This is a genomic window from Allofournierella massiliensis (assembly GCF_004345265.1).
GTDB classification, from domain to species: Bacteria; Bacillota; Clostridia; order Oscillospirales; family Ruminococcaceae; genus Allofournierella; species Allofournierella massiliensis.
Window position 1 is genome coordinate 23,043 of the sequence record NZ_SLUM01000009.1, and the last position, 15,336, is coordinate 38,378.

A 15,336-nucleotide genomic window follows, 5' to 3' on the forward strand; every position below is an offset into this window, starting at 1 on the left:
TCAGGCCTTCGCCGCCTCTTTGTCATACAGATGGCAGGCGACCATGTGGCCCTCTGCACCGTGGTGCACCATGGCGGGATCCACAGTCTTGCAGATTTCCATGCACTTGGGGCAGCGGTTGTGGAAGGCACAGCCACTGGGCTTGTGGATGGGGCTGGGTACCTCGCCCTCCAGCACCTGACGCTTCTTGGTCTTGTGAATGTCAGGCACAGGAATGGCGCTCAGCAGCGCCTGGGTGTAGGGATGCAGGGGCTCGTCGTACAGCGCACGGCTGTCAGCGATTTCCACAATCTTGCCCAGGTACATAACCACGATACGATCGGACATATACTGCACAACGCTCAGGTCGTGAGCAATGAACAGGTAAGTCAGGTTCATTTCCTTCTGGATGTCCTTCATCAGGTTCAGAACCTGCGCCTGAATGGACACGTCCAGCGCGGAAACGGGCTCATCGCACACCAGAACTTCGGGCATAACCTCCAGCGCACGGGCAATGCACAGGCGCTGGCGCTGGCCGCCGGAGAACTCGTGGGGGTAACGCATCAGGTAGTCGGGCTGGATATTAACCATCTTCAGCACCTTCTGCATCACGGCCTCACGGTCAGCCTCGCTCTTCACACCATGAACCTTCAGGGGTTCCTCGAAGGAGGTGTAAATCTTCTTCTGGGGGTTCAGGGCGGAATAGGGATCCTGGAATACCATCTGCACCTTGCGGCGGAACTGGAACATTTCCTCCTTGTTGAACTTGGTCACGTCCTTGAACTCGCCGCCGTAGTTGAACAGCACCTTGCCGCCGGTGGGCTTCTCCAGCATCATAATGGTCTTGCCGAAGGTGGACTTGCCGCAGCCGGACTCGCCCACGATGCCCAGGGTCTCGCCCTTGTACACTTCCAGGCTCACGTCGTCCACGGCCTTCACATGGCCCACGACTTTCTTGAAGGCGCCCTTGGTGATGGGGAACCAGGTTTTCAGGTTTTCGATCTTAAAGATAACTTCACGATTTTCGCTCATGATCAGTCCACCTCCGGGAAGTTCTTATACTTCAAGCAGCGAACCCGGTGGCCGGGGCTGATCTCGAAGGTCGGGATATCCTTTTCACGGCAGGCGGCGGTGCATTCGGGGCAGCGGTCCGCGAACTCACAGCCGGGCTTCAGGTTGGCCGGGTTGGGGGTGGAGCCGGGAATGGTCTCCAGCTTCTGGCCGTCGGCCAGGCCCAGCACGGGCACGCTGCGCAGCAGCGCCTTGGTGTAGGGGTGAGAGGTGCGGTCGAACACATCCTCCAGGCTGCCGAATTCCACCACGCGGCCCATGTACATGACGCAGACCTCATCGGCCATCTCGGCCACCAGGCCCATGTTATGGGTGATCAGCACGATGGACTTGCCTTCCTTCACCTGCAGATCCTTGAGCAGTTCCATGATCTGTGCCTGGATGGTAACGTCCAACGCGGTGGTGGGCTCGTCGCAGATGATCAGCTCCGGGTTGCAGATCATGGCGATGGCAATCACCACGCGCTGCTTCATGCCGCCGGAGAACTGATGGGGGTAGTTGTCGATGCGCTCCTCGGGATCGGGAATGCCCAGCTTGCGGAACATTTCCAGCACCTTCACACGGGCTTCCTTCTTCTTCATGCCGGTGTGCTGGATCAGACCCTCAGCCACCTGGTCACCCACCTTGTAAACGGGGTTCAGGCTGGACATGGGATCCTGGAACACCATGGACATGTCCGGGCCGCGCAGAGCGCGCATTTCAGGGCCGTTGGGCTCCTTGATCTTTTCCAGATGATACTCGGTCACCTTGCCGTCCCGCAGGGCGTTGTACTGGATGTTGTCCGCTTCGACCCGGGCGTTCTTGCCCAGGAAACGCATGATGGAGTTCATGGTCACGCTCTTGCCGCAGCCGGACTCACCCACAACCGCCAGCGCGGTGCCGCGCTTCAACTGGAAGGAAACGTTCTTTACGATCCGGATCTCCTTGCGGTCGGAAATAAAGGTGGTATTCAGATTTTTTACGTCTAAGATGATCTCTTTTGTATCCATACTGCCGCCTCCTTACTGCTGTTTCGGGTCCAGAACGTCCCGCAGGCCGTCGCCGAAGAAGTTGATGGCCAGAACGAACAGGCTGATGGCAAGACCGGGGAATACCCAGATCCACCACTGGTTGGTAACCACGGAAACAGACTTTGCAGCGTTCAGGATATTGCCCCAGGTGGGGGTGCTGTCGGCAACGCCCAGGCCGATGAAGCTCAGGGAAGCCTCCTGCAGGATGAAGAACGCCACGTTGGTGGTGGTGGAAACGATGATGGGGCTCATCACGTTGGGCAGGATCTGCTTGAACATGATGTTGCTGCGCTTCATGCCAAAAGCTTCGCAGACCTTAACGTAGGTCTCGTTCTTCAGGCTCATGAACTCGTTACGCACCATACGGAAGGTGGTCATCCAGCCGGTGACCACGAAGATGAACAGCAGGTTGCCCAGACCGCGCTGGTTGAGAATGGCAACCAGCATCATAACCAGAACCAGCTGGGGGAATGCCTGGAAGATCTCGGAAATACGTACGATCACGCCGTCTACCCAGCCGCCGAAGTAACCGGCGATGGCGCCCAGCGCTGCGCCGATCACGCTGCTGAGCACGGCGCAGAACACGCCGATCAGGATGGAATAGCAGCCGCCGATCAGCACACGGGCCAGCAGGTCACGGCCGATGGTGTCGGTGCCGAAGATGTGGCCTGCCTCGGGAGCGGCTTTCATGTTGGTCAGGTCGGGGGTGGCGTAGTCCACGCCCATAATGGCGCCGATAATGCAGGCCAGGGTCATGACTACCACGACCACCAGACCAAACACAGCCAGCTTGTTGTTCAAAAACTTGCGGACATTCTTTTTCAGCAAAGAGGAGGCCGCGCTTTTGTTTTGTTCCTTGATGCTTGCTGCCGCATTGGGATTGCTCATATTCTACTCCTCCTCTCGCTTATTCGCCCAGCCGCACGCGCGGGTCCATGATGGCGTTCAGCACGTCCACCATGAAGGAGCACACCAGCATGGTGGCGGCGATGATCAGGGTGGTCACCATAACCACGTTGTAGTCGTTGGCAACGATGGCGTTGGTCATTGTCATACCGATGCCGGGGTAGGAGAACACGCTCTCAACAACCACGGAGCCGCCGATCAGGGTGGGGATACGGAACATCAGAATCACCAGAACGGGCTTCATGGCATTGCGGAAGCCGTGCTTTAAGTAAACCTTCCACTCGGGGATGCCCTTGCTGCGGGCGGTCTTGATGTAGTCGCTGTTCAGCACGTCCAGCATGGTGTTGCGGGCGTAACGCATCAGAACCGCCACCATGCCGATGGTCAGGGTGGCCACAGGCAGGAACAGATGCATGAAGGCGTCCACAAAAGCGTTGGTGGCATCCGGGCTGACACGGTTCGCCGCCGGGAAGATGCCCAGCTTGATGGAGAAGATCTGGATCAGGATGATGCCCACCAGGAACTGGGGAACCGCCTGGCCCAGAACGGCCAGCACGCGGCCGATGTAGTCGATGATGCCGTTCTGACGGATGGCGGAGATGATGCCGATGCCGATGCCGATGATGGCGGACAGCACCAGGGAATAACCGGCCAGCTCCAGGGTGTAGGGCATGCGGACCGCCAGGGTACTGGCGATGGAGGTACCGTCGGTGATGGAATAACCGAAGTCACCGTGCAGCATGTTGCCCAGCCAGTTGAAATACTGAACGATCAGAGGATCGTTCAGGCCCAGCTCCTCACGCAGCTGCTCCACCACCTCGGGGCTGGCGGAAAGCTGTTCGGGACTGAGCATGAAGTTGATGGGATCGATACCGGTCGCCTGCAGGCCGAAGAACACGATCAGGCTGATGACGAGCAGCATCGGGATCATCAGAAGAAGCTTTTTGAGAATGAACTTTAGCATGTTCTCACTCCAATCTCGGTGATTCAAATGGGGCGAAGCACAGGCCCGTCGCAGGAGCCTGCCGAAAAGGGGAAAGGGAGAGACGAAAGGCAAAGGCCAATGTCTCTCCCTTTCCAGCAATCACATTATGCCAGGGATCGCAGCGATATCAGCGGATCAGGCCATTTCCCAGTTGGCGAAATCCAGATCGCAGCTGTACAGGGGGTTGCAGAAGGTGACGCCCTCGGGGATCTTCACGTTGCTGCTGGTGAACACATAGTTACCAACGGTGAACAGAGGAACCTTGTACAGCTTCTCCTGCTCCAGATCCTGCAGGGTCTTCAGAGCAGCATTCTTCTCTTCCTCGGTAGTGGCAGCAGAGTAGGTGGCAATGGCCTCGTCGAAGGAAGTGTCGCCGCCCCAGATTTTCTGGAACAGAGCATCGGTGCTCAGGTACTCGCTGTACCACTCGTCCAGAGAGAAGGAGCTCTTGCCCTTGAAGCCGATGTCGTACTGGCGGGTAGTGAACAGATCGGTGGTACCGTCGTTGGACAGGGTGGACTCAACAGTCAGGCCAGCCTGCTCCAGGTAGTAAACGATGGTGTTGATCAGGTCGATGCTGGTCTGATCGTTGTTGTAGTAGCAGATGCGGATGGGACGGCTCATGTCGTAGCCGGAAGCAGCGATGTCAGCCTTGGCCTTCTCTGTGTCGAAGGTGTAGGTGAAGCCGTTGTAAGCGGGATGAGAATCGGGCACGCCGGAGTTCAGCACGGTTGCGCTGGGATACAGGGTGGCCAGAGTGGCGCGGTCGATGGCTTCCATGATAGCCTTGCGGACCTCAACGTTCTGCATGGCCTCGTTCTGGGTGCCGTCGGTGCCTTCCATGTTAAAGATGAAGTACTTGTAGAACAGTACGTCAACCTCGTGAGAGGTGTAGTTGCTCATGCCCTGCATGGCTTCCACCAGGTCGGTGGCGTTGCCGTACAGGTAGTCGGCGTTGCCGGACTGAGCGGCGGTCAGGTAATCGTTCACATAGGAAACGGTAACCTTCTGGATCTTGGCGGGAGTGCCCTCATAGTTGGGGTTGGGAACCATGGTGAAGTAGTTGCCCACGTTGAACTCGCCAACCATGTAGTAACCGCTGGTTACGGGGTTCTGCCAGAAGGTGGTGTCGGCGTCCAGCTTCAGAACGTCCACGTTCTCCAGGCTGTGCTTGGGCAGGATGGCGAACTGGCTCAGAATCTGAGGCAGGGAGCTGTAAGGCTCGCTCAGGGTCAGGGTGATCACGTTGCCCTCGGCGCTCTTGTCAGCGATCTTCTTGAACGCGGAGGTGTAGATGGAGTTTACCTGAGTGGTCTGCAGAGCGGCATCGATGGACCACAGAACGTCGTCAGCGGTCAGGGGCTCGCCATCGCTCCACTTCAGGCCGTCCTTCAGGGTGATGGTGTAGGTCAGGCCGTCCTCGCTGACCTCATAGCTCTCGGCCAGGTCGGGGCTTGCCTCGTTCAGGGTGCTGTCCGAAATGAACAGGCTGCGGAACATCAGGTTGGTGGGCATGGTACGATTCAGCCAGGGGATGGGCACCTTGTCGTCGGTGCTGCTGCCGTCGGTGGTGGACAGAATCAGTTTCAGGGTGCCATCGCTGGCGGCAGCGGCAGTGCCGGTGCTGGCTGCGCCGCTGGTTGCGGTGGAACCGCTGGTGGTGGTGGTCGAGCCACCGCCGCAGGCTACCATGGAAAGTGCCATGGCAGCTGCGAGAACAAGTGCAAGAACTTTCTTCATGTTTTTTGCCTCCTTCAAAAATCGAGAGCACCTTCTCCAATCGCTTATTAATAAGTATGCATCAGAGCCAAGGTGCTCCATTTCCCTTGGAACAAGGTGTGCGCTCACGCGCCCCTTGCTTTACTCTTATGGTACCATCTATGAAAAATTTTTTCAATTATGAAATCCTACGAATCTACCCGAGGCAAATTTGTCATTTTGCACAAGCCATTCTTTCAAAAGTCATTTTTTGGCTATCTGTGGGCAATTAACAGCTTTGAATTGTTATTTTTTGTTACTTTTGACGCTTCCATTGAAACGATTTTTCTGATTCATCCGCTTCCCGTTTCTCCTTCCCTCTTTTTTCATTTCCAGCAGAAATGAAAATTTTTTTCATCATTTGGCCCCATTCTCCGTCGCTTTTGCAGATTTTTCACTCATTTTTTCCATTTAAACCTCACAGACAAAGGGTCCCGCCGCATTCCCTTTTTCGGAATGTGGCGGGACCCTTACCCGCAAGCCCTGATCAGACCTCGTCGTAATATTCGTTGCTCAAAATCTTGAACACGGCTTTTTTCACATGGGTGCAGCTGCCGTTGCTCAACGTGGGCATGTGCGGTTCGCCGGCCAGAAACAGCGCAAATTTGCCGCCGCCCAGATGACCCAGGTCGCCCACCGGGCCATCTCCGAAGCCGATGTCTGCCGCATCGTCAAAGCCTTTTTCGTCCTGGCAGTAGCTGCTGGGCACTTCGAAGTCCTCACAGCCCTCGATGTCCATCTGCAGATCCATATACTTATGATGCACTTCATAATGGGCGCCTGCTTCCGGGCGGGTATCCGCTTCCATCACATTCACGAAAACCCGGCTGCCGTCGATCTCGGTACGGCCCAGGGGCAGCTCCTCCACCTTGTGGGTTTTGGCCCATTCGATCACCTTGTCCAGGCCTTTGGAAAAGCCCTTGTAGGCGCTCAGATTGCTGAAATTATCGTAGATCATGGTATTCTCTCCTTTTCCGGCCACCTGTTCACACAGCAGCCGATATTGACAAAAAAACCAGGTGGCGGCAGCCACCTGGTTTTGGGAAACAAACGGGTTCTGAAAATCAACCCTTTACCGCACCCATGGTGATGCCCTGAGTGAAGTACTTCTGGAACATCAGGAACACGGCCAGGATGGGAATGGCAGCAACCGCAGCACCGGCCATGATCAGGCCGAAGTCGGTGGCCATTTCAGCCTGCAGGTTCGCAATACCCAGCGAGATGGTCAGGCTGGTGTTCTTGGTCAGCATGATCAACTGCATGAAGTAATCGTTCCAGGCGGTGATGAAGGTGAAGATGGCCAGAGCACCGATACCGGGCTTGACCATGGGCAGAATGATCTGCACAAAGGTGCGGATCTCGCCGGCGCCGTCGATGCGGGCAGCTTCCAGCATCTCGTTGGGGATGCCTTCGCTGAACTGCTTCATCAGGAATACGCCGAAGGGCCAGCCGACGGTGGGCAGGATCACGGCCCACAGGGTATCGTGGATGCCCAGGAAGGACATCTCCTTCAGCAGGGGGATCAGGATAACCTGCTTGGGCAGAGCCATGGCGCAGACGATCAGGCTGAAGATCACGGTACGGCCGTAGAATTTCTTCTTGGCCAGCACATAGCCGGCCATGGCGGCAGTGATGCAGGTCAGGGCCATGGCAACCACAGCAATAAAGATGGTGTTCCACAGCCACAGCAGAGCCGGGTTGTCAAACAGCTTCTCGTAGTTGGCCAGAGTGGGGTTGGTGGGGAACCACTGGGGAGTGGGGGTGTTGATGTCCGCCGCAGTCTTTACGGAACCGGTGAAGATCCAGTACAGGGGGAACACCAGGAACACGGTCAGAATGGCAAGGATGATGCCGGAGATGACCTTATAAGGAGTCATTTTGCCAGTTACAGTATTCATCTTCTATGCCTCCTTAGTCGTTGCCCTTGCCGGCTACCTTGAACTGCAGGGCAGACAGCAGAGCGATGATGATGGCCAGGATCACGCCCATGGCGTTGCCGTAGCCGTACTGATACAGCTTGAAGGCCTGGTAGTAGATGTAGTACATGATGGTATCGGTGGCATGGTTGGGGCCGCCGCTGGTCAGCAGCTGAATCAGAGCGAAGCACTGGAAGCTGTTGATGGTGGTGATAACCAGGATGTACAGGGTGGTGGGAGTGATCTGGGGCCACATGATCTTCCAGAAGGTCTGCAGCTTGGTGGCACCGTCCACCTGAGCAGCCTCGGTCAGGCTGGCGTCCACGTTGCCCAGAGCGGAAACGTACAGAACAATGGGCTGACCGATGCTGGTGGTGAACAGGATCAGGATGATACACCAGATGGCAGTCTTGGGGTTGCCCAGCCAGTTCACGTTGTTGTCGATCACGCCAACGCCCTTGGCCACATAGTTGATGATGCCGTAGTAGTTGTTGAACATCCACTTCCACACCACGGTAACGGCAACGGTACCGGTTACAACGGGCAGATAGAAGATGCAGCGGAAGAAGGAGCAGGAAGCTGCCTTCATTTTATAAATGGCCGAAGCCACCCACAGAGAGAACGCGGTAACAGTGGGCACGGCCACCACCACGATCAGTGCGGTATTCATCAAAGCCTTCCAGAAAATATCATCCTGGAACATCTTGATGTAGTTGCCAAATCCAACGAAAATATCCTCACGGGCCATGGTGGAATCGAAGAAGCTCGTCCACAGGCACATGACCATGGGGATCAGAACAAAGCCGACGAAAACGATCAAAAACGGCAACAGGAAAAGGTAGGCCGCAATGGTCTCACGGCGTGCCTCCGCCCGGCTGATGCCAAGGCCGGAGCGCTTGCTGGGTCCTTTTACAGGCTGCTTGGTTGCAGATGTAGTCAAATGGATCCTCTCCTCTCATCTCTCACAGGTTCCTCTAACGCCGGAACAGCGGGTGAATCATGTTCATGCCTTTTAAGAAAGAGCGCACCTCTCTTTTTGCGCATCGGGCGAAAAAGAGAGGTGCGCGTCCCTACTCTAACGAATCAGTCGGAAGGGCTGTTCCTTAGCCGATGGCGGCGTTGGAAGTCTCAACGAACTTGTCAGCAGCAGCCTGAACGTCGCTGCCGTTGCCAACTTCCTGCAGCATGTTCCACCAAGCAGTGCGCTGCTCGGTCCAGCCGCCGGTCACGTTGTAGTAGTCACCCATGTTGGGCAGGAAGGTCTGGAAGGTAGCCATACGGGTCTCATCCTCGGTGCCGGCATACACGTTGCCGAAGGAAGAACGCACGGGGAAGAAGCCGGTAGCCTGCACGCTGGCAGGGCCCTGAGTGGCGTCGTCACAGATGAACTTGATGAAGGTCTTGGCAGCCTCGATCTTGGCGTCGTCGCCGTTGTCGAAGATACCGAAGCCCCAGATACCGCCGCACAGCTCAACCTTGCCGTCATCGGTGGGGAAGTTCATGGCGTAGGGAGTGAAGGTAACCTGCTCAGCGTAGGTAGCCTCGTTGGAAGCGTTCCAGCAGAAGGTCATGGCAGCAGTGCCGTTGGCGAACATCTGCAGCTCGTCGGAAGCCTGCAGAGCGGGATCGAAGGTCAGGGCCTTCTCGTTGTTCAGCTTCTGCAGCAGCTCCAGAGCCTTCACGTTCTCGGCGCTGTTGGCAGTGTAAGCGGTGTGATCAGCGTTGGTGTAGGTGCCGCTGTACAGGTTGTTCACCAGAGCGCGGGTGCCCTGGTCACCGCCCTGGCCGCCGCAGTAAACGATGGCGGGGGTCATAACCTTACCGCTGTCGCGCAGGGTTTCCAGAGCCTTCACGAAGTTATCGGTGGTCCAGGTGCGGGTCTCCTCGTCGATGTACTGCAGAGCACCGGTCTCCTTAAACAGCTCGTAGTTGATGGCCATGTTGTGGGCGGTCATGCACAGGGGGTACTCGTAGTACTTGCCGTCGGCACCCTTGCAGGCATTCACAACAGCCTCGCTGGTCTTGCTGATGTCGGCAGTGGCCTCTTCGGTCCACAGGTCGCTCAGATCAACCATCAGGCCCTTGGCGCCCCAGTTGGATACCAGACGCTCGGGACCCTCGAAGATGATGTCGGGGGTGTTCTTGGCTTCGATGGCGGTGGTTACCTTATCGTCGCCGTTGGTGTAGTCCAGGTACTCCACATTGACCTTGATGTCGGGGTACTGCTTGTTGAACTCAGCGATGAAGCCGTTCACGGTCTCCTCTTTCTGCCAGGAGCCGATGGGGTAGGTCCACAGGGTGATCTCGGTAGCAGCGCCGGAAGAAGCGGTGCTGGTGCCGGTGCTGGCAGCGGTGGAACCAGAGGTGGCGGTGCTGGTGCTGCCGCCGCCGCAAGCGACCATGGACAGCGCCATTGCGCCGGCCATGACAAGTGCTAACGCTTTTTTCATTTGAAATTCTCCTCCTTAAGGATTTTTCAGTCTGTTCGACTCGATCAGGGCACGGAAAAACCATGCCGTCTCGCTTTACTCAAATTCTACCATTCGTGAAAAATTTTTTCAATTGTGAAGTCCACCTATCTTTTCTATGAATATTCAGTGAACTTGCACAACAGCTTTTTAGGCCTTTTTTTCTTGTGATTCCGTCACTTTTGCCTTATAATATATAGTACTGTTGATTCTATTTTGTAATGATTACATAAAGTTACAAAATATTCGCATTCTCTTCTTTCCACATTATGTTTGAAAAATTTTTTCGCAGGAAACAGCGGAAAGGAGCATTTTCCGGGGAGTGTATCGCTTATGTTAGATGTTATGTATCAAATTAATACCCACTACGATCAATTCACCCCTTCTTCCCGTAAGATCGCAGATTATCTGCGCGAGCACTGTGCCCAGGCGCAGTATCTGTCCATCTCCGGGCTGGCCAGCGAATGCGGGGTGGCCGAGGCCACTATCTTCCGGTTCTGCAAGCAGCTGGGTTTCGGCGGCTACAACGAATTCAAGCTCGCCCTGGCCAAGTCCAGTATTCTGAATCAGCCCAACCCCTATGCGGCCTACGGCGAGCTCACCCCCGAGGACAACACCGTGGAGGCCATGTGCCGCCGCCTGTATGAAGCCAATATTCAGGCCCTGAACCAGACTCTGTCGCTTCTGGACGAGGCAGCGCTGATCAAGGCGGGCGATCTTCTGGCCGGGGCCGGCAAAATTCTTGGCCTGGGCTACGGCGGCAGTATGGCCACCGTGCGGGAGGCCTGGAGCCGTTTTCTCACCGTGACCCCAAAATTCTTTACCATTGAAGACAACCACATGCAGATCATGGCCGCCAGCCTGCTGGAGGAAAACGACGTGATTCTGTTTGTTTCCTATTCCGGCTCTACCCGGGATGCGGAGGATGTGCTCCGGCCCGCAAAGGCCCGCGGCGCAAAGATCGTGCTGATCACCCACTATGCCGACTCCCCTGCTGCCAGCATGGCGGACGTGGTGCTGCTGTGCGGCGGTCACGAACGCCCGCTGCAGACCGGCAGCATTGCTGCCAAGATGGCCATGCTGTTCGTGGTGGACATGCTGGTAAACGAGTTCTGCCGCCGCGACATGGATACCACCATGCGCAACAAGGATCTGACCGCCAACGCACTGGCCATCCGCCACCTGTAACCCGGCTTTTTACACAAAAAAGGCTTGCCTTCCACATGGAAAGGCAAGCCTTTTTCATTTTTCCGGAAGATTCAGGTCCGGCCGGATTATTTTGCGTTCATGAAGCATTCCCGGTTCTGCCACAGGTAGATACCGCCGGAGAGCAGGGTCACCAGCGCCACCAGCCAGCACAGCACCATGGAGATCAGACCCACGGCCATGATATCTCCGCCACTGGAGAAAGCCGCCGCGAAATAGTAGAACAGGATTGTGAGCATCTGCAGCACGGTTTTCACCTTGCCCCACATATTGGCAGCGATCACATGATTGGAGGAAGCCGCCACCATACGCACGCCGGCCACAGCAAACTCCCGGGCCAGAATGATGGCCACCACCCAGATGCTGCACACGCCGTCCCGCATCATGTACAAAAAGGCAACGGTGGTGAGCAGTTTGTCGGCCAGAGGATCGGCAAACTTGCCGAAATCGGTTACCAGATTCCACTTGCGGGCCAGATAACCATCCAGAAAATCGGTGAAACTGGCAACGGCAAACACCACGCCTGCCGCCAGGTACCAGGCCGGAACAAAGTTCGAAGTGCCGTACTGGCTCATCTGGGCCAATACCATAAATACCGGCACCAGCACGATGCGGGCCAGTGTGAGTTTATTGGGCAGATTCATCCTTCTCATCCTCCACTACATAGCCATACAGATCGTACATGTCGCTCTCCTCGATGTACACCTGATAAAACTCGCCGGGATACATCGGATCCTCGCTGGACACGCACACATTACCGTCAATCTCCGGGGCATCCGCCTCGCTGCGGCACAGATACAGGCCGCTTTCCTCGTCGATGCCGTCGCAGATCACGGTGAGGGTCTTGCCCACCTTCTCTTCCAGCTTGGCGGCGCTGATGTTGGCCTGGGCACGCATGATGATGTCGGCCCGGCGCTGCTTCTCCTCCTCCGGCAGCTGATCCGGCATGGAGGCGGCCACGGTGTCCTCCTCCGGGCTGAAGGCAAAGCAGCCCAGCCGCTCGAAGGCGGTGTCCTTCACGAACTGACACAGCTCGTCGAACTCCTCCTCAGTCTCGCCGGGGTAACCTGCAATCAGGGTGGTGCGCAGGGTGATGCCGGGAATGGCCTGCCGCAGCCGCTGGATGGCGCTTTCCACCACCTGACGGTCGCCCTTGCGGTTCATGGCCTTGAGCACCCGGCTGTTGCAGTGCTGAATGGGCAGATCCAGATAGGGCACAACCTTCTCGTTGCGAACCATAGCCGCGATAAAGGCGTCGGTAATGCGCTCGGGGTAGGCATACAGGATGCGAATCCAGCGGATGCCCTCGATCTTGTTCAGCTCATCCAGCAGCTCGCAGATGCTGTTCTTGCCCCAGTCGTCGCCGTAGGCGGTGGGATCCTGGGCCACCAGCACCAGCTCTTTCACGCCCTCATTCGCCAGCCAGCGGGCCTCGGCCAGGCAGTCCTCCATGGGGCGGCTGCGCAGCGGGCCGCGAATCAGAGGAATGGCGCAGTAGTGGCAGCGGTTGTTGCAGCCCTCGGCAATTTTCAGATAGGCATAGTGATGGGGGGTGGAGATCACCCGTCGACCGCCCAGGGGGAGATCGGTCTTGGGGCCGTAGTACTCCCGGTTCTGGTCCTCCGCGCCGCCGCACAGCCGGTCGATGATCTGGGGAATGGCCTTGTTGGAGCCGATGCCCACCACCGCATCCACCTCGGGAATCTCGGTGCGGATCTCGTGCTGGTACCGCTCGGCCAGGCAGCCGGTAACCACCACCTTCAGGTTGGGGTTCTGTTCCTTATAGGAGCAGGCGTTCAGGATATTCTCGATGGCCTCAGTCTTTGCGCTCTCAATAAAGCCGCAGGTGTTCACGATGATCACATCCGCCAAGCTCAGGTCGGCGGTGGTGGTGTGGCCGGCAGCGATGAGACCGTGGCACATCACGTCGGCATCCACCTGATTTTTGGGGCAGCCCAGCGAAATGATTGCGATATTCAATGCAGTATTCTCCTTTTTGCTCGTTGGTTCACGCCGCTTCGCGCCCTGTGTGCATTTTGAACAAACCCGGGCGGGCGGCCATACAGGAAAAGGCGAGGGAGAACACTCCCTCGCCCTGTTATTCTATCATGTTTATAGGGGCAAAGTCCAGCATTGCAGGGTGGAAGTTGGCGGAAATCCGGCCATTTCCCCGCCCTTTTCACTCTTTGACGGCTCAGAACTCCGGCTCCCAGTCCGGCTGCTCCTCTTCGGTTGGATTTTCCTCCTCCCAGCGGGCCAGCGCCTCCCGGATGTGCCCCATGGAAAAGCCCCGGCGTGCCATGGCAGCAATCACGTTCTGGCGCTTGCCTGCCGCCAGCTTGCGGCCATAACTGCGGCACAACAGCTGATACACCGCGTCGGCGGGGCTTTCCTCTTCAAAAAGCTCCTCCAGAACCTGAGCGGCGATCTGCCGGTCCACGCCCTTTTCCGCCAGATGAGCCCGGATCTGGGCCGGGCTTTTATGGCGGGCCAGCAGGTATTTCGCCCGGTGGCGGGCAAAGGCCTCATCATTGATCAGCCCAAGCTCCACGCAGCGGGCCACAGCTGCGGCTGCTGCGTGGTCATCCTCCACCTTTTTGCGCACCTTGTCATACAGCTCGCCGCTGGAATGATCCCGCAGCGAAAGGTATTCCATGGCCTTGTCCAGTGCGCGGCGGTAGGTTTTGTCCTCCTCTTCAAACAGCACCGGCTCAGTCCTCGACCATGATGTCCAGGTCGGCCTCGCTCACCGCGGCCGCCTTCTCCTTGGCGGGGGCTTCTGCTGCGGCGGGCGCGGCCACCACCGGGGTCACGGAGCCCTTCGCCTTCTTGCCGCCCTTTACCAGTTTGTCGGCATTCTGGCGCACCAGCTCCTCGATCTCCGCCATCAGCTCAGGGTGTTCCTTGAAGTAGATCTTTACATTGTCGCGGCCCTGGCCCAGACGGGTCTCGCCATAGCTGAACCATGCGCCGCTCTTCTGCACAATGCCCAGGGTGACGGCCAGATCCAGAATCTCGCCGGTCTTGCTGATGCCCTCGCCGAACATAATGTCGAACTCGGCCTCCTTGAAGGGAGGAGCCACCTTGTTTTTTACCACCTTGGCACGGGTGCGGTTGCCGATGAAGGCGCCGGTGGAATCCTTCAGGCCTTCGATGCGGCGCACGTCGATGCGCACGGAGGAGTAGTATTTCAGCGCACGGCCACCGGCAGTCACCTCCGGGTTGCCGTAGGTCACGCCCACCTTCTCACGCAGCTGGTTGATGAAGATGGCCACGGTGTTGGTCTTGCCGATGACGCCGGTCAGCTTGCGCAGCGCCTGGCTCATCAGGCGGGCCTGCAGGCCCACATGGGAGTCGCCCATCTCGCCCTCAATCTCGGCGCGGGGCACCATGGCGGCAACCGAGTCGATGACGATGGCGTCAATGGCGCCGGAGCGCACCAGCGCCTCGCAGATTTCCAGCGCCTGCTCGCCGGTATCCGGCTGGCTCACCAGCAGGCTGTCGATGTCCACACCCAGGGCGCGGGCATACACCGGATCCAGCGCATGCTCCACGTCGATGAAGGCCACCTCGCCGCCGGCTTTCTGAGCCTCGGCCAGCACATGCAGTGCCAGAGTAGTCTTACCGCTGGATTCCGGCCCGTAAATTTCCACCACACGGCCGCGAGGCATACCGCCCACACCCAGCGCCAGATCCAGCGACAGGCTGCCGGTGGAAATGGCATCCACCTGCATGGCCACATTGCTGCCCAGCTTCATCACTGCGCCCTTGCCGAACTGCTTTTCAATCTGGGCCAGCGCAGTCTCCAGCGCGGCCTTTTTGTCGCCCGCAGCCTTCTTGCTGGGGGAAGGAAGAGGTTTCTTGTCTGCCATAATGCTTCTGCTCCTTTATTCAAACCGGATTGATGTTTTATCTTTGCCGCCACAGGTCAACTGACCGGGCCGCTTTTTGTTTCGCATGTTCTTATTATACACAAAAGAGAAGAAACTTACAACTGCAAGTTGTAAGTTTCTTCTTGATCGACCGTTTTATCGGAC

The 15,336-nt window shown here is 57.3% G+C and carries 14 protein-coding genes; 1 reads left to right on the forward strand and 13 read right to left on the reverse strand.

Annotated elements, in window-relative coordinates; genetic code table 11:
* The 9 genes from EDD77_RS06565 to EDD77_RS06605 form a co-directional block, all read right to left on the reverse strand.
* Complete coding sequence (locus tag EDD77_RS06565; protein WP_058963575.1) at positions 1-1,011, reverse strand: ABC transporter ATP-binding protein; 1,011 nt, start codon at positions 1,009-1,011, stop codon at positions 1-3.
* Between the two features lie 2 nt (positions 1,012-1,013).
* Positions 1,014-2,039, reverse strand: coding sequence for an ABC transporter ATP-binding protein (locus EDD77_RS06570; RefSeq protein ID WP_058963576.1), 1,026 nt, complete (start codon positions 2,037-2,039; stop codon positions 1,014-1,016).
* Positions 2,040-2,051: 12 nt separating this feature from the next.
* Positions 2,052-2,948 carry an ABC transporter permease gene (locus EDD77_RS06575; RefSeq protein WP_058963577.1) on the reverse strand — a complete coding sequence of 299 codons (897 nt, stop codon included), beginning with the start codon at positions 2,946-2,948 and terminating at the stop codon, positions 2,052-2,054.
* 19 nt (positions 2,949-2,967) lie between these two features.
* Entirely contained in the window at positions 2,968-3,930 is a 963-nt protein-coding gene (locus EDD77_RS06580; protein WP_058963578.1) for an ABC transporter permease, read from the reverse strand.
* Positions 3,931-4,086: 156 nt separating this feature from the next.
* Positions 4,087-5,691: an ABC transporter substrate-binding protein gene (locus EDD77_RS06585; protein ID WP_058963579.1), complete on the reverse strand. Its 1,605-nt coding sequence runs from the start codon at positions 5,689-5,691 to the stop codon at positions 4,087-4,089.
* 505 nt (positions 5,692-6,196) lie between these two features.
* Complete coding sequence (locus EDD77_RS06590) at positions 6,197-6,667, reverse strand: YhcH/YjgK/YiaL family protein (protein WP_058963580.1); 471 nt, start codon at positions 6,665-6,667, stop codon at positions 6,197-6,199.
* Between the two features lie 106 nt (positions 6,668-6,773).
* Positions 6,774-7,607 carry a carbohydrate ABC transporter permease gene (locus tag EDD77_RS06595; RefSeq protein WP_058963581.1) on the reverse strand — a complete coding sequence of 278 codons (834 nt, stop codon included), beginning with the start codon at positions 7,605-7,607 and terminating at the stop codon, positions 6,774-6,776.
* Between the two features lie 13 nt (positions 7,608-7,620).
* Positions 7,621-8,565 (reverse strand): carbohydrate ABC transporter permease, encoded by a 945-nt coding sequence (locus EDD77_RS06600; RefSeq protein WP_058963582.1) that lies wholly within the window; start codon positions 8,563-8,565, stop codon positions 7,621-7,623.
* Between the two features lie 163 nt (positions 8,566-8,728).
* Positions 8,729-10,075, reverse strand: a complete 1,347-nt coding sequence (locus EDD77_RS06605; protein ID WP_058963583.1) for an ABC transporter substrate-binding protein — start codon at positions 10,073-10,075, stop codon at positions 8,729-8,731.
* 351 nt (positions 10,076-10,426) lie between these two features.
* Here EDD77_RS06605 and EDD77_RS06610 point away from each other — a divergent pair, with 351 nt between their 5' ends.
* Positions 10,427-11,281, forward strand: coding sequence for a MurR/RpiR family transcriptional regulator (locus EDD77_RS06610; RefSeq protein WP_058963584.1), 855 nt, complete (start codon positions 10,427-10,429; stop codon positions 11,279-11,281).
* 86 nt (positions 11,282-11,367) lie between these two features.
* Here the strand turns inward: EDD77_RS06610 and pgsA are convergent, their stop codons facing one another.
* The 4 genes from pgsA to recA form a co-directional block, all read right to left on the reverse strand.
* Entirely contained in the window at positions 11,368-11,943 is a 576-nt protein-coding gene (gene pgsA, locus EDD77_RS06615) for a CDP-diacylglycerol--glycerol-3-phosphate 3-phosphatidyltransferase (RefSeq protein ID WP_058963585.1), read from the reverse strand.
* Positions 11,927-13,279, reverse strand: a complete 1,353-nt coding sequence (gene rimO / locus EDD77_RS06620; protein WP_058963586.1) for a 30S ribosomal protein S12 methylthiotransferase RimO — start codon at positions 13,277-13,279, stop codon at positions 11,927-11,929. Before rimO ends, pgsA begins: the two co-directional genes overlap by 17 nt.
* A gap of 214 nt (positions 13,280-13,493) precedes the next feature.
* Positions 13,494-14,006 carry a regulatory protein RecX gene (locus tag EDD77_RS06625; RefSeq protein WP_058963587.1) on the reverse strand — a complete coding sequence of 171 codons (513 nt, stop codon included), beginning with the start codon at positions 14,004-14,006 and terminating at the stop codon, positions 13,494-13,496.
* Positions 14,007-14,010: 4 nt separating this feature from the next.
* Positions 14,011-15,171, reverse strand: a complete 1,161-nt coding sequence (recA, locus tag EDD77_RS06630) for a recombinase RecA (protein WP_058963588.1) — start codon at positions 15,169-15,171, stop codon at positions 14,011-14,013.
* Between the last annotated feature and the right edge of the window lie 165 nt (positions 15,172-15,336).